The sequence below is a fragment of the Citrobacter sp. CK191 genome (genome assembly GCF_030333435.1).
Taxonomy (GTDB): domain Bacteria; phylum Pseudomonadota; class Gammaproteobacteria; order Enterobacterales; family Enterobacteriaceae; genus Citrobacter_B; species Citrobacter_B koseri.
The window spans coordinates 619,777-640,123 of record NZ_JAOWFX010000034.1 but is presented as its reverse complement, the minus strand read 5'-3'; the positions used below and the strand labels follow the sequence as shown (position 1 = coordinate 640,123).

The window sequence follows — 20,347 nt, the reverse complement described above, 5'->3', positions numbered from 1 at the left end:
GCTAACCTGCATCATTGTGCATCTGCACAAACTAAAGCAGAGAAGTATGGAGTTGTGGGAGGCCTCACAGAATGTGAGAAATGCCCTTTTCCCGGACAGGAAAAGGGCAAGAGAGGAAATTACTGCATCAGCAGATAGATGGTGCTATCGCCGCGCTGAATATTCAGCGCCAGAACAGAAGGTTTGCTGTCGAGGATTTTACGCAGCTCAGCGATGTTCTTAATCGCCTGCTGGTTGGCCCCCACAATCACATCCCCTTTCTTCAGGCCAATCTGCGCAGCCGGCGTATTCGGCTTCACGTTGCTGACGACAACGCCTTTATCCTGGCCTTTGTTGCTCATTTCCGCGCCTTCAATACCATTGAAGATGGAGCTGGAATCAACCTGATTCTGGCTGCTCTGTTGCAGTTCCAGGTTGACGGTCACCGGCTTGCCATCACGCAGCAGACCAAGGCTGATTTTGCTGCCTACCGGCATCGTACCCACCTGGGCGCGCAGCGCGGCAAAGCTGCTGATCGGCTTACCGTTCAGGGACGTGATCACATCCCCGGCTTTAATACCGGCTTTCGCCGCAGAAGAGTTCGCCATCACCTGGCTGACAAACGCGCCGCGCTGGGCATCGACTTTCATCGCTTTCGCCAGTTCAGAGTTTAGCTCCGTCCCCATGATACCCAGCTCACCGCGTTTAACCTGGCCATACTCCACCATCTGGGAGGTCAGGTTTTTCACCATGTTGCTGGGGATAGCAAAACCAATACCGATGTTGCCGCCGTCCGGCGCAAGAATCGCGGTGTTAATCCCGATCAGTTCGCCGTTCAGGTTCACCAGCGCGCCACCGGAGTTACCACGGTTGATGGCGGCATCCGTCTGGATAAAGTTTTCGTAGTTTTCCGCGTTCAGACCGCTACGGCCCAGTGCGGAGACGATACCGGAAGTCACCGTTTCGCCCAGACCAAACGGGTTGCCGATAGCGACGGTATAATCCCCCACGCGCAGCGCATCGGAATCCGCCAGCTTAATGGCCGTCAGATTTTTCGGGTCCTGAATTTGAACCAGCGCGATATCAGAGCGCGGATCTTTACCGACGACCTTAGCGTCAAATTTACGGCCATCGCTCAGTTGAACTTTGATGACCGTCGCGTTATCCACCACATGGTTGTTGGTGACGACATAACCTTTTGCGGCATCAATAATGACGCCGGAGCCCAGCGCCATAAATTTCTGTTGCTGACCGCCGCCCTGACCCCCGCCCTGGCAGAACGGAGAACTCTGGAACGGCGAACCGTCCTGGCAGAATGGCGAATCATCGCCAAAGAACTGCTGGAAATTACGCGGCATACGCGGCGTGTTGACGGTTGTGCTACCTTCCACGTTGATACTCACCACCGATGGCATCACTTTTTCGAGCATCGGTGCCAGACTTGGCATCTGCTGGGCAGTCGTTGCCGAAGACGCCGTCTCAGCCGCCGTTGCAGACAGGGGGGACAGCGCCAAACCTAAACTCAGAGCCAGTGCACTCATTGCTAATGTGGTTTTTTTCATGTGTTTCAATCTCGATTAACAGATAACGCAAAATTGCTGTGTACGTCAGATTCGTTTTATAGCGCGAAGTTCCAGAATAAAGTTTCTGGAAAAAGTAAAAATTTATTGTCCATCTTTACAAAAGCGTATTTATTATTCAACCGCCATCAGACGCCGGTATTCATCCCAGGCGTACAGATCCGTCATCCCGCTGATATAATCCTGGATCAAACGGCAGCGATAATAATATTCCAGCGTGGGATACTCCGGCGCCTCCGGCGATAATTTACTGACGGCCTCCACGTAAGCCAGGCGATGGCGCGTAGAGAGCTTCTGGAATAAACGAGATTCTATTGGAAAACGCTTCACCCGCTCTTTTTCAACCAGTTCCCTGAAATCGACCAGGGACATACGTAATAACGGTTGGTAAATTTCTAATAACCCGCTGATGACGCGGTAGCCCTGTAATTCCAGTTGTTCAACATCCGGGTGGCTAAACACATGTTTTATCGCCACATTTTTATATAACTCAAGCAACTGGCTGAAGCTGCTGGCGTCTTCCAGCAGCGCATGATTGAAACTGCCGTCAAAGATTTGCGGCAGATTATCAATAAAACGCTGAGCGGCGTAGGGCACCAGTTTATTTAGCGTATTCACGCGCAAATACATAAAGAACTGATCTTCCGTACTGCGGCTTAGCGAATTTGAGCGAGATTTTTCCCAGGCATTCTCAACAACCTGAGTAAACAGCGATCCTTTTTCATGGTGGCCCCATGCTTCGTAAAGATGGTGATATAACTGTTCAACGCTGAAGATTCTTTTCTCGACGGCATCTTCCAGATCGGCCACGCAATAAGAGATATCATCGGCGGCCTCCATAATCCATGTTAATGGGAAACGGCTGTAAGGCGCTAACGCAAGTTCTTTACGTAACCTCTCAATATACGGCGCTTCAGAGAGATAATACCCCGGCTTTTTCATTAAATAACGGTGCGTCGCGGGCGTTTCTCCTCGCCACCATGCCGGGCGAGTGTATTTTAAAATGCCGCCCACCTGCGCCCAGGTCAGATTCATGCGCATTAATGTATGCACCAGGCGGATGCCCTGCGCGTTGCCCTCGAAATGACATAAATCCTGACGCACTTTGCGACGAATATCATTCAAAGACTCCTCGCCTTCACGCAGACGCAGCGCCGCCACCGCGCAGCGATCGTCGCTAAGCGGCTGGCTTTCCGCATCCGACGGGTGCAGGCGCTGGCGAAACCAGTCATTGATCGCCGCCTCGCCGAAATGACCAAACGGCGGATTGCCAATGTCATGCATCAGGCAGGACATTTCCACAATGCTCTCAAAGGGGCCGGTCAGTTCATCCAGACCGTATTGTTCCAGCAGCTTTAACTCTTTTAACCGGCTCAGGATCTCTTTCGCGATATAACGCCCGACCTGCTGCACCTCCATAGAATGCGTCAACCGCGTCCGAACGGCGGCGTTACGCTCCAGTGGAAAGACCTGCGTTTTTTGCTGAAGCCGACGGATCGCCGGGGAATTGATGATGCGTCCACGATCGCTTTCAAAGATCCGCAGGATCTCATGTTCGGTCTTCACACCCTGCGGTGAACGATAACGACGATGCCAGTTAATTTTATTTCGGAAATCGATCTGTGCCATGTCCTCTCCCGCCTGAGAAATGCGCTTCCCCTTAAGCGCATGATAGACTATGCCCTCAAATCTGGCTTATCGCGAGTAAATCTATGAAAATCGGCATCATTGGTGCAATGGAAGAAGAAGTTACGCTGCTGCGTGACAAAATCGAAAACCGTCAGACGATCACCCTGGGCGGTTGTGAAATTTACACCGGCCAACTGAACGGGACCGAGATTGCGCTGCTGAAATCCGGCATCGGTAAAGTCGCGGCGGCGCTGGGCGCAACGTTGCTGCTGGAACGTTGCAAGCCGGATGTCATTATTAATACCGGTTCCGCTGGCGGTCTGGCCCCGACGCTGACAGTCGGCGATATCGTCGTTTCCGATGAAGCGCGTTATCACGACGCCGACGTTACCGCGTTTGGTTATGAATTTGGTCAGCTTCCTGGCTGCCCGGCAGGTTTTAAAGCCGACGACGCGCTGATCGCGGCGGCGGAATCCTGCATCGCAAAACTCAACCTGAATGCGGTTCGCGGACTGATCGTCAGCGGCGACGCTTTTATTAACGGCTCCGTGGGCCTGGCGAAAATCCGCCACAATTTCCCGCAGGCGATTGCCGTGGAAATGGAAGCGACCGCGATCGCGCATGTCTGCCATAACTTCAACGTGCCTTTCGTGGTGGTTCGCGCCATCTCTGATGTGGCCGATCAGCAATCCCACCTCAGCTTTGACGAATTCCTGGCCGTAGCCGCGAAGCAGTCCAGTCTGATGGTTGAAACGCTGGTGCAGAAACTGGCGCATGGCTAAATTATTCTCCAGGGCGCTGGCCGCCCTGCTTTTAGCCCTTCCGCTGTGGCTTTGCGCCGCACCGCGCGTCGTTTCCCTCTCCCCTTCCAACACCGAACTTGCCTTTGCCGCAGGGATCACGCCCGTTGGCGTCAGCAGTTATTCCGACTATCCCCCGCAAGCGAAAAACATCGAAGAAGTCTCCACCTGGCAAGGGATGAATCTGGAACGTATTGTGGCGCTCAAACCCGACCTGGTCATCGCCTGGCGAGGGGGCAATGCTGAACGGCAGGTTAACCAGCTGGCGTCCCTGGGCATTAAAATCATGTGGGTGGATGCCGTAACCATTGAGCAGGTCGCCGACGCACTGCGCCAGCTTGCCGCATGGAGTCCTGAGCCAGAAAAAGCCAGACGCGCGGCGCAAACGCTGCTGGACGAGTATGCCGCGCTAAAGTCGCAGTACGCTGATAAACCGAAAAAACGCGTTTTTCTCCAGTTTGGCGCGAATCCGTTATTCACCAGCGGAAAAGGCTCCATCCAGCACCAGGTTCTTGAGGTCTGCGGCGGAGAAAATATTTTTGCGGGCAGTCGCGTCCCCTGGCCGCAGGTCAGCCGCGAGCAGGTGCTGGCCCGACATCCGCAGGCGATTGTCGTTACCGGCGATGCGGGCGAAATTCCTAAAATCGAACAATACTGGCAAAACCAGCTAAAAATCCCGGTTATACCGCTGAATGGTGACTGGTTTGAACGCGCGAGCCCGCGTATCATCCTCGCCGCAAAACAACTCTGTAATGCGCTTTCACAAGTAGAATAGAACCTGCGCAGTCAGGTTCTCAGTGGGGATTCGATAATGCTCGTCTATTGTCTGGATATTGTAGGCACAGCTGTCTTTGCTATCTCTGGCGTATTGCTGGCCGGAAAGTTGCGTATGGACCCGTTTGGCGTACTGGTATTGGGCGTCGTGACCGCAGTGGGCGGCGGGACGATCCGCGATATGGCGCTGGATAACGGACCCGTCTTTTGGGTCAAAGATCCGACCGACCTGGTGGTGGCGATGGTCACCAGCATGCTCACCATTTTGCTGGTGCGCCAGCCGAGACGATTGCCTAAATGGATGCTTCCCGTGCTGGATGCCGTCGGCCTCGCGGTGTTCGTCGGTATTGGCGTCAATAAGGCGTTCCTTGCCGAAACAGGCCCGCTGGTCGCCATCTGTATGGGCGTGATTACCGGCGTCGGCGGCGGGATTATCCGCGACGTGCTGGCGCGTGAAGTGCCGATGATCTTACGCACGGAGATTTATGCCACGGCCTGTATTATCGGCGGCATCGTGCATGCGACGGCGTTTTATACCTTTTCCGTGCCGCTGGAAAGCGCCAGTATGATGGGGATGGTTGTGACGTTGATGATTCGTCTGGCCGCAATTCGTTGGCATTTAAAATTACCGACGTTTGCTCTGGATGAGAACGGGCGTTGATTTCACTGCCCGATGGCGCTGACGCTTATCGGGCCTACATTCAGGAACGCAGCAACACGCACCGTAGGCCGGATAAGACGCCCTGCGTCGCCATCCGGCAATACATCAGATACTAAAGGACGAACCACACCCGCAGGTGCTTTTCGCATTCGGGTTGGTGACCACAAAGCGGGAACCTTCCAGACCTTCGGTGTAATCGACAGCGCCGCCTACCAGATATTGCAGGCTCATCGGGTCAACCACCAGGCCAACACCCTGCTTCTCGATGGTCATATCACCTTCGTTTACCTGATCATCAAAGGTAAAACCGTACTGGAAACCGCTGCAACCACCGCCGGTGATATACACGCGCAGTTTCAGATTCGGGTTATCTTCGTCAGCGATCAGGCTTTTTACTTTCTTGGCTGCTGCTTCAGTAAATTGCAGTGGCAGCGCTACGTCATCACTCATTTTTTGCTCCAAACGACATTGGCAATTGGGCAAATTATAACCCAATCGTTATGGCATTATCTAATACCCTGGTATTTCATTCAAGTATTCTCACCAGCGACCGACCGCTGGCTTTTTGCCGCCTGCTCCGCATCCTGTTTCGCCAGCGTGCGCGCAAGGATGGTGGAGTATAGCGGTTTTCCGCCCATAAATTGTGCTAATAGTGTTGCGCCAAGACAGGTAATAATCATTGGCAAAATGAGCTGATAGTTATCGGTCATCTCCAGCACTAACACGATTCCCGTTAAAGGCGCACGCACCGACGCCGCCAGCAACGCGCCCATTCCGGCAATCGCGAATGTTCCGGCTTCCAGATGGTACTGCGGAAAACACGCCGCAGCCGCCATACCAAATGCGGTGCCGAGCAACGTCCCCAGCGCCAGCATTGGCGCAAAAATTCCGCCCGGCGCGCCGGATGAGAAACAAAGCAGCGTGGTAAGGACGCGGGCGATAAAAATAAACAGCAGCAGGCCTACGCTGTAATTTCCCGCCGCCGCAATGGGGATCAAATTAAATCCACCGCCCGCCGCTTCCGGCTCAATTAAGCCGAGAATGCCGCACAGGCCACCGATCACGCCGCCCATCAGAACCCACTTTTTGATTTCGCCGCCGTGAAAACGCTGGAACATATCCTGAGTGCGCAATACCAGGTGATTGAACAGCGGCCCGACGCAGCCAAAAATCATACCGAGGATTAAATATAACCATAGCGTATTAACCGGTGCGTTTGAGAGCTTCCCGACCTCAATAATCGGCGCTTCACCGTTAAAAATACGAAACACAATGCTCGACATGATCACGCCCGTAAACACGGCTTTGATCGAAATTAAATTGTAGCGAAACTGCGGGCGCATCTCTTCGATGATAAATAAGATCCCCGCCAGCGGCGCGTTAAAGGCTGCCGATAACCCTGCGGCCGCACCGGTTGCCAGTAAGGTGTGACGCGCCTCGGCGCTACGCATACGGAAGAGATCCAGCACCATCCGCCCGATATTACCCCCGATTTGTACCGTCGGCCCTTCCCGCCCCAGCACCATGCCAGCGCCCAGCGTTCCCATACCGCCCACAAATTTCACCGGCAGCACGCGCCACCAGCGAACAGGACGCAACTCTTCCAGCGCGCCTTCTATTTCCGGGATGCCCGACCCACCGGCTTCCGGCGCAAACTTACGCACCAGAAAATAACCGACCATCGCCAGCAGCGCAGAGAGAATAAAGGCCAGCGGCCAGACCAGAATCGCGTAATCGGCCGTCTGAACGAGCGCGCCGATGCGTAAGTTCTGCACCCAGGTCACGGCTTTCTCAAACGCGACGCCAATAAGACCCGTGACGGTGCCGACCACCGCCGCCGTGAATAAGATGGCCAGCGGCGTTTTATCCCGCTGAAGTAGTCTGCGGATCAGATCCCCGCGCCGTAAGCGCACAACTTGCTGTGCTTCGAAAGTGGGAGTGTCTGTGTTCATCAGATGATCATTAATTGGTAATACAAATACAGAAGCGGCATTGTACCCGCCTGTTTCGGGAAAATCCCCTGTAAATCGTCATGTTTCAAATGCGCAAAATGTTCATAACCTTCTGTGAATAACTTAGAATAAAGGGCATTCACTTTTTCTACGAACCAGGAACCCCATCCATGAGCAAGTCTGAAAACCTCTACAGCGCAGCGCGCGAGCTTATCCCCGGCGGCGTCAACTCCCCTGTTCGCGCCTTCACTGGCGTGGGTGGCACCCCGCTGTTTATCGAAAAAGCAGACGGCGCGTATCTGTATGATGTCGATGGCAAAGCGTACATCGATTACGTCGGCTCCTGGGGTCCGATGGTGCTGGGCCATAACCACCCCGCCATCCGTAATGCAGTGATTGAAGCCGCTGCGCGCGGGCTGAGCTTCGGCGCGCCGACCGAGATGGAAGTTAAAATGGCGGAGCTGGTCACCGAACTGGTGCCGACTATGGACATGGTGCGGATGGTGAACTCCGGCACCGAAGCCACAATGAGTGCGATTCGCCTGGCGCGCGGCTTCACCGGTCGCGACAAGATCATCAAATTTGAAGGCTGCTACCACGGCCACGCCGACTGCCTGCTGGTGAAAGCGGGTTCCGGCGCACTGACGCTGGGCCAGCCGAACTCACCGGGCGTTCCGGCTGATTTCGCCAGACATACCCTGACCTGCACCTATAACGATCTGGCTTCTGTACGCGCGGCGTTCGAACAATATCCGCAAGAGATTGCCTGTATTATCGTCGAGCCGGTGGCGGGCAATATGAACTGCATCCCTCCGCAGCCGGAATTCCTGCCGGGCCTGCGCGCCCTGTGCGACGAATTCGGCGCGCTGCTGATCATCGACGAAGTGATGACCGGTTTCCGCGTGGCGCTGGCGGGCGCACAGGATTATTACGGCGTAGTGCCGGATCTGACCTGTCTGGGAAAAATCATCGGCGGCGGCATGCCGGTAGGCGCATTTGGCGGACGCCGCGATGTGATGGACGCACTGGCGCCGACTGGCCCGGTTTACCAGGCGGGAACGCTTTCCGGCAACCCGATTGCTATGGCGGCGGGTTTCGCCTGCCTGACCGAAGTCGCCCAGCCGGGGATTCACGAGACGCTGGACGAACTGACGACCCGCCTGGCAGAAGGCCTGCTGGACGCCGCGCAGGAAGCCAATATTCCACTGGTGGTGAATCACGTCGGCGGTATGTTCGGCATCTTCTTTACCGATGCGGAATCCGTAAACTGCTATCAGGATGTAATGGCATGCGACGTTGAGCGCTTCAAACGTTTCTTCCACATGATGCTGGATGAAGGCGTTTACCTGGCGCCGTCCGCCTTCGAGGCAGGCTTTATGTCCGTGGCGCACAGCATGGACGATATCAACAACACCATCGATGCCGCGCGTCGGGTATTTGCGAAGCTGTAAATTGTCATTGCCGGGTGGCGCTTACGCTTACCCGGCCTACATATGGCGCCGTAGGCCGGATAAAGCACCATTACCGGCTCTGCTTGCGTAACAGATAAATAAAATACGGCGCGCCGATAAACGTCGAGAGCAATCCCGCCGGGATCTGATACGGGAACAACACCATTCTGCCGCACCAGTCGGCGAAAACCAGCAGTATTCCCCCCGCCAGCGCCGACATAATCATATGCGGCATCGTGCGGCGAAAACCGAGCATCCGCGCGATATGCGGCGCCATCAGCCCGACGAAGCTCAGCGGCCCAATGGTCATCGTCGCGGTTGCCGTCAGACAGGCCGCCAGCAACAACAGCCCAACACGCGATGGCGTCAACGCGATACCCACCGCCCGCGCCGTCTCGCCGCCCAGCGGTAAAATGGTTAACCAGCGACGACACAGCGGCGTAATCGCCAGCAGAATCACCATCACAATGCCGGTGCGTACCACCTGTTCTTCCGACGCGTTGTAGGTCGAACCGGAAATCCAGGTCAGCACTCCCGCCATGCGCGGATCGCCGCTCGCCTGTAACATCATCAACAGCATCGTAAACGCCGTACTGAGCGCCATCCCCGCCAGCAGCATACGGTGCGGAGAAAAGCCCCCGCGTCCTGCCGCGACCATGATGATCAGCAACGTCGCCGCCGCGCCGATGCTCCCGGCAGGCAGCAGCCAGCCAAAAGCGTTACCCGGCACCAGGAACAGCATCAGCACCACGCCGAACGCCGCGCCGGAGCTGATACCCAGCACTTCCGGGCTGGCCATCGGGTTTCCGGTCAGGCGTTGAATAATGCACCCCGCCACCGCCAGCATCACGCCCGCAATCAATGCCGCCAGAATACGCGGCCAGCGCCAGGGCATCAGTTCATCCAGCAGCGCGCCGCTCGCCCAGTTCCAGCCGTGCGCGTCACGGCCAAAAGAGAGCGCCACGAACACCGCCAGCAGCAGCATGACACCGCCTGCCAGCGCAAAACTCAACACATGCTGGCGTTCCGCCGCTACGCGGTCATTGGCATTCATTGCCGGCGCGCTCATGCTGCGCAGACGCGGCAGCAGCCACAGCAACAGCGGCGCGCCAATCAGCGCGGTCACGGAACCCGTGGAGACCTCCATCCAGACGCGGGTCAGCCACAAAATAGTCTGATCGGAAAGCCAGAGGATCAGCGCGCCAATCAGCGGCGCCAGCATCAGGCGCGCCAGTAAGCGACGCGCCCCAAGCATTTTCGCCAGCAGCGGGGCGAACAGGCCGATAAAGCCGATAATCCCAACGGCGTTAACCAGCATCGCGCTGAGCACGATCGCCAGCGATAAAGCCGCCAGACGCGCCAGCGACAAGGCCAGCCCCAGATTGCGCGCTACGCCGTCATCCAGCCCCATCAGTGTCATCGGACGCAGCAATAGCAAGGTGAGCATCACGCCGCCCAGCAGTTGCGGCCATAGCCTCTGCACCCCGCTCCAGTCGGTTTGCGTCAGCGTTCCGGTGCTCCACAGGAACATACTTTGCAACTGGTCGTGGTGGAAAATCACCATCAGCTGGTTAATCGCCCCGCAATACAGGCTCACCACCAGACCGGCGAGAATCAGCGTAACCGGTGACAGGCGTTTTCCCCAGGCGACGCCAAACACCAGCGCGCCTACCACGCACGCGCCTGCCAGCGCCGCAAATTGCGTGGCCATCGCGCCGGGAATCGCCCACAGCGTCGTTAGCGTAATCCCGAGCTGCGCCCCCGTCGCCACGCCGAGCGTCGTTGGCTCCGCCAGCGGGTTACGCAGCACCTGCTGGAACAATACGCCCACCAGCCCAAGCCCGGCCCCGACCAGCAAGGCGATCGCCAGACGCGGCAATAGGCTATAGTGGAAAATCATCTGCTCAATGCTGTCGATATCCGGCGACCAGAACGCTTGCTGCCACTGGCTGCGCGGCAATGCGATGGAGAAGTTAAACCAGGTCAGCCAGGCGGCGGCGATAAATAACACCGCCAGCAGCAACGCCGGAAATAGCGCAATACGTCGACTCACGCTTTACCTCCCAGCGCATTATCCAGAATGCGCACGAAACGCATGCTCGACAGCGTCGCGCCATAAAACCAGACGGCAGGCACGCGCTGAAAACGTCCGGCGCGAACAAACGGCATCGCCTGCCACAGCGGCGTCGCCATCAGCGCAGCCATATCCGGGTTATTGCCGTGATCAAAACAGAGGACGTCAGCGTCTTTATAGGCCGCCAGCCGGTCGATACCAACCGCAGTGCTGCCCCAGAAATTGGTTTCCCCCTGCCAGGCATTGCGAATGCCGAACGCGTCCAGCGTCTCCTGGAATAAGCAGTTCGGGCCGAAAACCAGCATATGGCGCGGATCGAGCAACGTCATCAGCAGCAGGGGCCGGTCGCCACGCCGGGCAAAGCGCGGTTTCTGGCTGTCGATAAAGCTATCGTATTCCGCCAGATGGCGGCTGGCCGCAGACTCAAGATTAAGCAGTTGCGCCATTTCAATTAACGACTGACGCGCTACCGCTAACGGTTTTTTGCCGTCGCTGAAGCTAAAGCCGCGCCCCGGCGCGATACGCGCCAGCTTTTCAGGCGAAGGGCCATAGCCTGCCGACCAGACCATAAATGAGGGCTTCATTTCGGTCAGCAGTTCCAGATTAGGTTCGGTACGCAGCCCAACGTCAATGACCGACTCCGGCAATGCCGGCTCGTTAACCCACAGGCGATAATTGGGAATATCCGCCACGCCGTAAGGCATGATGCCGAGCGCTAACAGCAGCTCTACCGGCAACCACTCCAGGGCGACAATACGATGAGGATCGACGGTTGCGGCCCGGGCTTGCCCCATTTGCCAGAGCAGAGGAGAAAGCGCCATCGCCGTTAACAATCGACGTCGGGTAATAGAATGTAAACCGCTCATTAATAGACAAAACTCACGGGTGCGGCGCCAGCCGGATGCGGCAAAATTCCCATCGGGATGCCATAAATCAGCTCCAGCGTTTCACCACGCATCAACTCTGCTGGCGTTCCCTGGGCAATCATTTCGCCACCGCGCAGCGCCACCAGATAATCACAGTAGCGGGCCGCCATGTTGATGTCGTGCAGAACGGTAATCACCGTCAGCCCACGCTGCTGGCTTAAGCGGTGCACCAGCGCCAGCACATCAACCTGATGCGCGATATCCAGCGCGGAGGTGGGTTCGTCGAGTAGCAGACAGCGGCTATCCTGGGCCACCAGCATGGCGATCCACGCCCGCTGACGTTCCCCGCCGGAGAGGCTGTCCACCAGACGGTGCGCCAGTGGTTTTAGTCCCACCAGCGTAATCGCCTCTTCCACTTTTTCTCTGTCGGTTACGCCAAAACGACCCAACGCGCCGTGCCACGGATAACGCCCAATCGCCACCAGCTCGCGCACCGTCATCCCTTCCGCCTGCGGAAGCTGCTGCGGCAGATAGGCGACCTTGCGGGCAAACGCTTTACTGTTCCAGCTGTTCAACGGCTGATCGTCGAGCAACACGTCGCCTTCCGACGGCGGTTGATGCCGCCCCAGCATTTTCAGTAAGGTTGATTTACCTGAACCGTTGTGACCAATAAGCCCGGTAACTTTACCCACCGGAAAGGTCAGCGAAAGAGGATGCAGAAGCGTGCGGCCAGGCACACGAAAGGAGACATTACGTAGGGCGAAAGTCGTGTCGGGACGGGTTATGTTTTCCTGCATAGCGGCCAACTTGTAAAGCGGGCACGGCGAACCGTGCCCAAAGAGAAATTAGAAACGGAAGGTTGCGGTTGCAACGACCTGACGCTCCGCGCCCCAGAAGCAGCCATAGGTCTGGAAGCAACTGGCAACGTATTCACGATCAAGCAGGTTGTTGACGTTAACCGCGACGCTGGAACCCGCCATACCAAAGCGAGCCAGATCGTATTTTACGACCGCATCCATCACTGCCGCGCTACCAACTTTGAAGCTGTTCGCCGGATCGCCGTAGCTGGAGCCGATAAAGCGACCACCAGTACCTAATGTCAGACCAGACAGCGGGCCTTCGTTAAAGGTGTAGTCACCCCACAAAGACGCCATATGCTCTGGCACCTGCTCAGGTGTATTGCCTTTAAGCGTAGTGTCCTTCGTGTATTCAGCATCAGTATAGGTATACGATGCCGTCATGTTAATGTTGGCGGTAAGCGCGGCTTTGGCTTCCAGTTCAACGCCACGAGCACGAATTTCACCTGCTGGCACCTGTGCCAATGGGTTGTTTGGATCAGCTGTCAGGTTATTGGTCTTAGTGAGCTGATAAACCGCGCCAGTAATGACGATCGGCATATCTTTCGGTACATATTTCACACCGGCTTCATACTGCTCGCCTTTCGACGGCTCGTAAGAAACACGCGGATTGCTCCACAGGTCAAATGAGCTAGGCTCAAAGGACTGACTATAGCTGAAGTATGGCGTAATACCGTTATCAAACAGATAGTTCACACCACCGCGCCAGGTGAATTTATGGTCATTACGCTCAATATACCCTTCAGTTGGCGTATAAGAGTTCTGACGTACCGTCGTCGCTTGTTTAGACCAGTCATAACGACCACCGAGGGTAAATACCCACTTATCCCATTCAGCCTGATCCTGAACATAGATACCGGTCTGTTTGCTTTCATTCATCTGATATGGCTCTGTGCCACCAAAAGCAAAATATTCCGGGTGATAATTGTTATACAGATCAATTGACGGCGCGCTACCAAAGGCCGCGTTAATATCGTTGCGCATACGCATGAAGTCCACACCTGTCAGCAAGGTGTGATCAACCGCGCCTGTAGCAAATTTGCTTTCCAGTTGCGTATCTACGCTGAAGTTTTGCAGACGCTCATCATCAACAACGGTGCCACGGTTCAGGGTATGACCATCCGCAGCAATCCCTGTACCATAAACGCTCTTCTGCGAAGTTTTCATTTCTGTAAAACGCAGGTTCTGACGGACAGTAAAGGTATCATTAAAGCCGTGTTCAAAACTGTATCCCACCATTTTCTGGTTACGGGAATACGTATTATTCGATGCGCCTTCATTAAAATCAGTGGGTAAACGCTTACCGTTTGGTAATGGCTCAACAGTCCCTTCTTTCGGCAGCCAGCCGTAATAACCTGTTTCTGGTTCATTCTGGAAATAGGACAAGAAGGTAAAGTTGGTTTTATCATCCGGGCGCCAGCTGAAAGATGGCGCGATAGTATAACGCTGGGACTCAGAACTCTTCTGCTGTTCGTTCGTAGAACGCGCCAGCCCCGTTAAACGATAAGAAAACTCACCGTTGTCATCCAGCGAATCGCTAAAATCAAACCCTGTCTGGAACAGATTATCTGTTCCCATTTTAAACTGAATTTCTTTCAGCGGTTCCGTGGTCGGGCGTTTACTGACCATGGAGATAATACCACCAGGGTTGCTCTTACCGTAGAGAACCGAAGTTGGGCCACGCATCAGTTCAACACGCTCAAGCATGTAAGGATCGATGACCGCATCGTTATAAAAGTTACCCTGGAGCTTCAGGCCATCCAGATAGTTATTCTGGTTCAGGCCAACAGATGAAAAACCACGGATAATCACAAAATCATAGGTATTAGACGCACCACGGCTGCTTACCGTTACGCCAGGCGTATAACCCAATGCTTCTTTTACCGACTGGAATTGATGCATCTGCATCTCTTCGTTAGTCACCACCGAAACAGACTGTGGTGTTTTCTCAATCGGGGTATCAGTCTTGGTGGTGGTTGCGGATCGTTTGGCCGCAATCGTTGGTGATGGTCCCCAGGCACTTTCCTGCTGGGCAGGTGCAGCGGTTACGGTGATAGTTTCTTCTTTCGGTTCAACCGCCGCCTGTGCATAGACAGACATGCCGCTAACCGCTGTGGCTACTACGACTGCGATTTTACGCAGCGAAGAGTTTGGCTGAGCAGTTTTAAGACGCGCCATTGGTATATCTCTAATGAAAAGTGAATGATAACGTAAACGAGAATTATTCTTATGACCGCAGCATAATATTCGAAACGTTGGCGCGATAGCAAGCAATACGCGCCCCTATCAAAACTAAGGGGTTAAGAAATAACCAGATGAAAAGGAAGGGTTAATGATTTAGGCTGGAACGTTATTCTGCGGAAATTTGCCGGATGGCGGCGCTAGCGCGCCTTATCCGGCCTACGGTTCGCGCCTGTTTTTGCCATCTTGCCGGATGGCGGCGCTGGCGCGCCTTATCAGGCCTACAAGATCCAATGCGTTTATTGGTTCTGTAGGCCTGATAAGCGCAGCGCCATCAGGCGCAACGGTTAGTTACTACCAAACATATCCTTGATCCACCCCGCCACGCCGTCGCTGTCTTTCTTCTCCTGCTGCGCCGGTTGCTGCTGTTGAGGCTGCTGTTGCTGCGAAGAAGACTGATCGAACGGATTCCCGGTCGGCTGCTGCTGTTGCATCATTTCGCCCTGCTGGCACAGCGCGTCCGGGTCGGTCGTCCAGACCGGCAGCGCACGCATTCCACCGCTACAGACGAAATTACCGTCGTAATCAACGCCCATATCCACCACATCTTCCGGCGGCGTCAGCGTCAGCGGCGTTGGCGTTTGGTTCGCCAGATAACGCTGATAAATCGACATCGCGCCGCTGGCACCGTACAGTTTCGTCGGCTGGTTATTATCGCGACCCACCCAGGTAATCGTCACCTGGCTGCCATCAATCCCTGCAAACCAGGTATCGACGTTGTTGTTGGTGGTTCCGGTTTTACCCGCCAGATGCAGGCCCGGATATTTCGCGCCCAGCTGACGCCCGGTGCCGCGCTGCACAACCTGCTGCATCGTCCACAACGTCATATACGCCGCCTGCGCCGGAACCGCGCGCTCAGCCTGCGGGAAGCTCTGGTACAACACCGTACCGTCTTCCGCAATCACCGAACGCAATGCTGACAACGGCGCCCGGTTGCCGCCGCTGGCGATGGTCTGGAACGCTTGCGCCACTTCGATTGGCGTCAGGTTCAGCGCCCCCAGCAGCATGGCCGGAACCGGATGCAGCTGATCTTTCGGCACGCCCAGCTTCATCCAGGTATCGGTGACGGCAGGAAGCCCCAGCGCCATCCCCAGATTCACCGTCGGCACGTTCATGGAGCGCGTCAGCGCGTCCACCAGCATCACTTTGCCACTTTCGCTGTAACGACGGTCATCGTTCTGCGGAGACCAGACCTGCCCGTTCGGCTGACGAAGCGCGATCGGCGCGTCGGCAATCCAGGTGTTCAGGCGATACAGCTTCGGCTGGCTTAACGCCGTCAGATAGGTCGCCGGTTTTGCCAGAGAGCCGATAGAACGGCGCGCCTGCATCGCACGGTTGTACCCGGCGAATTGCGGCTCCGCCCCGCCGACCATCGCACGCACCTCACCGCTGAAGCGGTCTACCACCACAATCGCGGTTTCCAGATCGCTCAGATTGCGCTGTTTCTTCAGCGCCGGAATGCCCTCAACGGCCGCTTTTTCAGCCGCATCCTGCGCCACGGAATCAAAAGTGGTGAAGATCTTCACGCCAGAAAGGTCTTTCACTTTGTCGCCGAGCTTCGCCTGCAACTCCTGACGCACCATCTGCATAAAGGCTGGCTGTGGCGAGATCACCCCGCCGCGCGGCTGCACGCCCAGCGGACGCGCGCTCAGCATGTCGTACAGCTCCTGGTCGATCACCTGCTGTTGTTGCAGCAGACGTAGCACCAGATTACGACGCTCCAGCGCCAGTTTCGGGTTACGCCACGGGTTGTAGATTGACGCCCCTTTCACCATCCCCACCAACAGCGCCTGCTGATCGAGGCTCAACTCTTCGACCGGGCGGCCAAAGTAGTACAGGCTCGCCAACGGGAAGCCGCGAATCTCGTTATCGCCGCTCTGGCCGAGATAGACTTCGTTCATGTACAACTCAAGGATCCTGTCCTTGCTGTAGCGCGCATCCATCAGCAGCGCCATGTAAGCTTCGTTCGCTTTACGCCAGTAGGAGCGTTCGCTGGTGAGGAACAGGTTTTTCACCAGCTGTTGCGTCAGCGTACTCGCCCCCTGAACCGTGCGCCCGGCGGTAAGGTTCGCCAGCACCGCACGACCGATGGAATACAGGCTAACGCCATCGTGCTCATAGAAATGACGGTCTTCCGTCGCCAGCAGCGTATCCACCAGCAGATCCGGGAAACCGTTGCGCGGCACGAACAGGCGCTGTTCGCCATTCGGCGAAGAGAGCATGGTGATCAGGCGCGGATCGAGACGGAAGAAACCAAACTGACGGTTGTTATCCATATTCACGATCGTATCCAGATGGCCGCCGTCAAAGGTCAGACGCGCACGCACCTGCCCTTCTTTGCTGTCCGGGAAGTCAAACGGACGGCGGATCATCTCGATGCTGTTCGCCTGCACGGTAAACTCGCCGGGACGCGTCATTTTCGTCACCTGACGGTACTGGGTGGCCTCCAGCAATTTCACCATTTCATTCTTGCTGACGGGCATTTCCGGCTCAAGGTTAACCATCCGGCCATATACCGCCGCAGGAAGCTGCCAGACTTTGCCATCAATACGGCTACGGATTTTTTGATCCAGATAGACACCGTAGATCGCAATCAGCACGACAAAAACAATCGACAGTTTTAGCAGTAGCCAGAGCCAGCCACGCTTGCCACGAGGCTTACGCCCTTTGCCCTTACCGTTACGCGGCATCGGTTCTTCATCCTCATAGTCATCATCATAATCGTCGTCGTACTCTTCATCTCTGAGTCGACGACGGCTTACCTTTTGTTTCACCGGACGCGGTGGTTTCCCTTTGCGTCCAATTGGCTCGCGGTCATTCCCGGCCATGCTTTTTCTCCGCAACATACAGGCGCAAAGGCCCGATTCTCTGTTCTTCCGTCAGTCGACAGAAGAAGAAATCTCTCAATTTTCTGCCATGTTTATGCCGGATGGCGGCTTCGCCTTATCCGGCCTACATTTGAGCGAGCAGGCCTGATAAGCACAGCGCCATCCGGCAGTCATGAATACTTCTTTGTGCGCCGCGTTGGCGCGGTATTCGCCGGATCGTCCGGCCAGACATGTTTGGGATAACGCCCTTTCATCTCTTTTTGTACCTCGCGGTACGCTCCCTGCCAGAACGCGCTTAAATCGCGCGTAATCTGTAGCGGGCGTTGAGCTGGTGAGAGCAACTCCAGCACCAGCGGCACGCGCCCCTGCGCGATAGCAGGCGTATTCGCTTCGCCAAACATCTCCTGCATTCTGACCGCCAGCGCTGGCGGGTTATCTTCGTGATAACGAATGGCTATCCGGCTTCCCGTCGGCACAGTGTAATGCGCGGGCAGCTCACTATCCAGACGTTGCAGCATAGACCAGTCCAGCAGGCCACGTAACGCCTGGGTAATATTCAGGGCTTTCAGGGCGCGCAGCGTATGAACGCCCGTCATGTGCGGCAGCAGCCAGCTTTCCAGCGTCGCCAGAAGAGAAGCGTCATCAACGGCGGGCCAGTCGTACTCCGGCAACCATTGCGCCGCGCACAGCAGACGCAGGCGGAACTGTTCAGCCTCCGGCGTCCAGTTGAGCACACTTAGCCCTTTATCGCGAATGCCATTGAGCATCGCCTGGTGCAGTTCCTCTTCCGAAGGCTTAGCCAGCGGCTGAACTTTTACCGTCAGTTGCCCGATGCGCATTCGGCGCAGCGCCTTTAACGTTCCCTGCGCGTCGTCCCACTCTACCGTGTCGGACTGCTGCAACAGCGCCGGACATGCCTGAATAAGCGCCTCAATATCCAGCGGTAAAGCCAGCAGAATACGGGCATCCGGCGACGCGCTCCCCTGCAACAGCAACGGTGCGATAAGCCACTCATGGCGACCCAGCGCGTCATCGGCGTCAAGCACCGCGCCCATGCCATTCGCCAGTTGATAGCGCCCTTCCTGACCGCGTCGACGCGCGATACGATCGGCAAACGCCTGCGCAAGCAGCGGCGCCAGCATCGTGCCGTCCACTTCGCCGCCTCGCCCGTTGAGCCGTTTCAGGAGCTGCTGGCTACGCTGCTGCCAGCCCGGTTGCTGGCGCGAAAACGCCACGCTGAGGTCGGTATTGCCCGCGCGCGGCGGTTCCTCCAGAATCGCCGCCAGTTTCGCCGCTGTCGCCTTTTCGCTGTCATTACCGGCGCTGACCAGCATCGCCGCCAGACGGGGGTCGTTGCCAAGCCGCGCCATTTTCTGCCCCGTCGCGCTCAGCCGCTCGCCATCCAGCGCATTCAGCATCTGCAACAGCCGCCGGGCTGCCTGCACGTTGGCAGACGGGGGAAGGTCCAGCCAGTTTAGCTGCGCGGGATCGCTGCATCCCCATTGCAGCAGCTCCAGCAATAAACCGGACAGATCGCTTTGTAAAATCTCCGGCTCGCTTTGCGCCGCCGCCCTTTCCGCCTGCTCTTTCGCCAGCAGGTGAACACACACGCCCGGTTCCAGACGCCCGGCGCGTCCGGCTCGCTGCGTCATGGAGGCCTGACTGACGCGCTGGGTAATCAGCCGCGTCAGGCCGGTTCGCACGTCATAGCGCGCCACGCGCTCCTGCGCGCTGTCCACCACCAGACGGATACCCTCGATGGTTAAACTGGTTTCGGCAATATTGGTCGCCAGCACGACTTTGCGCATCCCGCGCGGCGCAGGCAGTATCGCTTTACGCTGCGCCTCCAGAGACAACGCGCCATACAGCGGGCATAACAGCACATCATCCGCCACGCGCGCGGCCAGGTGTTCCTGTACGCGCAGGATTTCCCCAACGCCCGGTAAAAACAGCAGCAGAGAGCCGGTTTCGTGACGCAGCAAATCTGCCGTGGCGATGGCCACCGCCTCATCAAAACGCAGTTGGGCCGGAAGTGACTGGTAGCGACGCTCAACGGGCCAGGCACGCCCCTCAGACACCACCTGCGGCGCATCAGGAAGCCGCTGTTGCAGCTTCCCGTTGTCCAGCGTCGCAGACATGATCAGCAGTTTCAGATCGTCACGCAGCCCTTGCTGCACGTCCAGCAGCAGGGCCAGCGCCAGATCCGCCTGCAAACTACGCTCATGAAATTCATCGAGGATCACCAGCCCGACGCCGCTCAGCTCGGGATCGCGCTGGATCATTCTTGTCAACACCCCTTCCGTCACCACTTCAAGCCGCGTCTGCGGGCCAACACAGCTTTGCGCGCGCATCCGATAACCGACCGTTTCGCCAGGCTTCTCGTTCAGGAGTTCCGCCAGCCGCTGCGCCACATTGCGTGCCGCCAGGCGGCGCGGCTCCAGCAGGATAATTCGCCCCTGAATGCCTTTATGCGTCAGAAACTGCAACGGCAGCCAGGTCGATTTCCCCGCGCCGGTTGGGGCGGTGAGCAAAACCTGGGGCGCGCTTTCAAGCGCGGCAAGTAATTCGGGCAGTACGGCGGCAACGGGCAACGACGTCACAAATGGCTCCAGAGGGTTAACATTCTTCGCGCTGCATTGTAGCATCGCGTTAATT

At 56.6% G+C, this 20,347-nt stretch carries 14 protein-coding genes and 1 pseudogene; 4 read left to right on the top strand and 11 right to left on the bottom strand.

Annotated elements, in window-relative coordinates; translation table 11 throughout:
* Positions 1-119 precede the first annotated feature (119 nt).
* Together degP and dgt are read right to left on the bottom strand one after the other, a co-directional pair.
* The gene (gene degP / locus OGV82_RS22670; protein WP_012133996.1) at positions 120-1,541 is read right to left on the bottom strand and encodes a serine endoprotease DegP; all 1,422 of its coding nucleotides are present in this window, start codon (positions 1,539-1,541) and stop codon (positions 120-122) included.
* Positions 1,542-1,673: 132 nt separating this feature from the next.
* Positions 1,674-3,188 carry a dGTPase gene (dgt, locus tag OGV82_RS22665; RefSeq protein WP_047458825.1) on the bottom strand — a complete coding sequence of 505 codons (1,515 nt, stop codon included), beginning with the start codon at positions 3,186-3,188 and terminating at the stop codon, positions 1,674-1,676.
* A gap of 83 nt (positions 3,189-3,271) precedes the next feature.
* Here dgt and mtnN point away from each other — a divergent pair, with 83 nt between their 5' ends.
* Genes mtnN through OGV82_RS22650 form a run of 3 tightly spaced genes read left to right on the top strand, consistent with a single transcriptional unit; the run spans position 3,272 to position 5,423 of the window.
* The gene (gene mtnN / locus OGV82_RS22660) at positions 3,272-3,970 is read left to right on the top strand and encodes a 5'-methylthioadenosine/S-adenosylhomocysteine nucleosidase (protein WP_012133998.1); all 699 of its coding nucleotides are present in this window, start codon (positions 3,272-3,274) and stop codon (positions 3,968-3,970) included.
* Positions 3,963-4,763, top strand: a complete 801-nt coding sequence (btuF, locus tag OGV82_RS22655) for a vitamin B12 ABC transporter substrate-binding protein BtuF (RefSeq protein ID WP_012133999.1) — start codon at positions 3,963-3,965, stop codon at positions 4,761-4,763. Before mtnN ends, btuF begins: the two co-directional genes overlap by 8 nt.
* 36 nt (positions 4,764-4,799) lie before the next feature.
* Complete coding sequence (locus OGV82_RS22650) at positions 4,800-5,423, top strand: TRIC cation channel family protein (protein WP_047458828.1); 624 nt, start codon at positions 4,800-4,802, stop codon at positions 5,421-5,423.
* A gap of 105 nt (positions 5,424-5,528) precedes the next feature.
* On the opposite strand, the gene erpA is transcribed toward OGV82_RS22650, so the two are convergent.
* The 3 genes and pseudogenes from erpA to clcA form a co-directional block, all read right to left on the bottom strand.
* Complete coding sequence (gene erpA, locus OGV82_RS22645) at positions 5,529-5,873, bottom strand: iron-sulfur cluster insertion protein ErpA (RefSeq protein WP_012134001.1); 345 nt, start codon at positions 5,871-5,873, stop codon at positions 5,529-5,531.
* A pseudogene (gene yadW / locus OGV82_RS22640) lies at positions 5,866-5,925 on the bottom strand (small protein YadW). Before yadW ends, erpA begins: the two are co-directional and overlap by 8 nt.
* 28 nt (positions 5,926-5,953) lie before the next feature.
* Positions 5,954-7,375: a H(+)/Cl(-) exchange transporter ClcA gene (gene clcA / locus OGV82_RS22635; RefSeq protein ID WP_101744223.1), complete on the bottom strand. Its 1,422-nt coding sequence runs from the start codon at positions 7,373-7,375 to the stop codon at positions 5,954-5,956.
* 170 nt (positions 7,376-7,545) lie between these two features.
* Between clcA and hemL the strand changes: the two genes are divergently transcribed.
* Complete coding sequence (gene hemL / locus OGV82_RS22630) at positions 7,546-8,826, top strand: glutamate-1-semialdehyde 2,1-aminomutase (protein WP_101744224.1); 1,281 nt, start codon at positions 7,546-7,548, stop codon at positions 8,824-8,826.
* A gap of 70 nt (positions 8,827-8,896) precedes the next feature.
* Here hemL and fhuB read toward each other — a convergent pair whose 3' ends face one another.
* The 6 genes from fhuB to hrpB all read right to left on the bottom strand — a co-directional run bounded on the left by fhuB (position 8,897) and on the right by hrpB (position 20,292).
* Positions 8,897-10,879 carry a Fe(3+)-hydroxamate ABC transporter permease FhuB gene (gene fhuB, locus OGV82_RS22625; protein WP_101744225.1) on the bottom strand — a complete coding sequence of 661 codons (1,983 nt, stop codon included), beginning with the start codon at positions 10,877-10,879 and terminating at the stop codon, positions 8,897-8,899.
* Entirely contained in the window at positions 10,876-11,766 is an 891-nt protein-coding gene (gene fhuD / locus OGV82_RS22620) for a Fe(3+)-hydroxamate ABC transporter substrate-binding protein FhuD (protein ID WP_024130692.1), read from the bottom strand. Before fhuD ends, fhuB begins: the two co-directional genes overlap by 4 nt.
* Positions 11,766-12,563 (bottom strand): Fe3+-hydroxamate ABC transporter ATP-binding protein FhuC, encoded by a 798-nt coding sequence (fhuC, locus tag OGV82_RS22615; RefSeq protein WP_047458840.1) that lies wholly within the window; start codon positions 12,561-12,563, stop codon positions 11,766-11,768. The genes fhuD and fhuC overlap by 1 nt, the downstream gene beginning before the upstream one ends.
* 48 nt (positions 12,564-12,611) lie before the next feature.
* On the bottom strand, positions 12,612-14,801 hold the full coding sequence (gene fhuA / locus OGV82_RS22610; RefSeq protein ID WP_047458843.1) for a ferrichrome porin FhuA: 2,190 nt from the start codon (positions 14,799-14,801) through the stop codon (positions 12,612-12,614).
* Positions 14,802-15,151: 350 nt separating this feature from the next.
* Complete coding sequence (gene mrcB, locus OGV82_RS22605) at positions 15,152-17,692, bottom strand: bifunctional glycosyl transferase/transpeptidase (protein WP_047458846.1); 2,541 nt, start codon at positions 17,690-17,692, stop codon at positions 15,152-15,154.
* A gap of 170 nt (positions 17,693-17,862) precedes the next feature.
* On the bottom strand, positions 17,863-20,292 hold the full coding sequence (gene hrpB, locus OGV82_RS22600) for an ATP-dependent helicase HrpB (RefSeq protein WP_180961903.1): 2,430 nt from the start codon (positions 20,290-20,292) through the stop codon (positions 17,863-17,865).
* Positions 20,293-20,347: the final 55 nt, after the last annotated feature.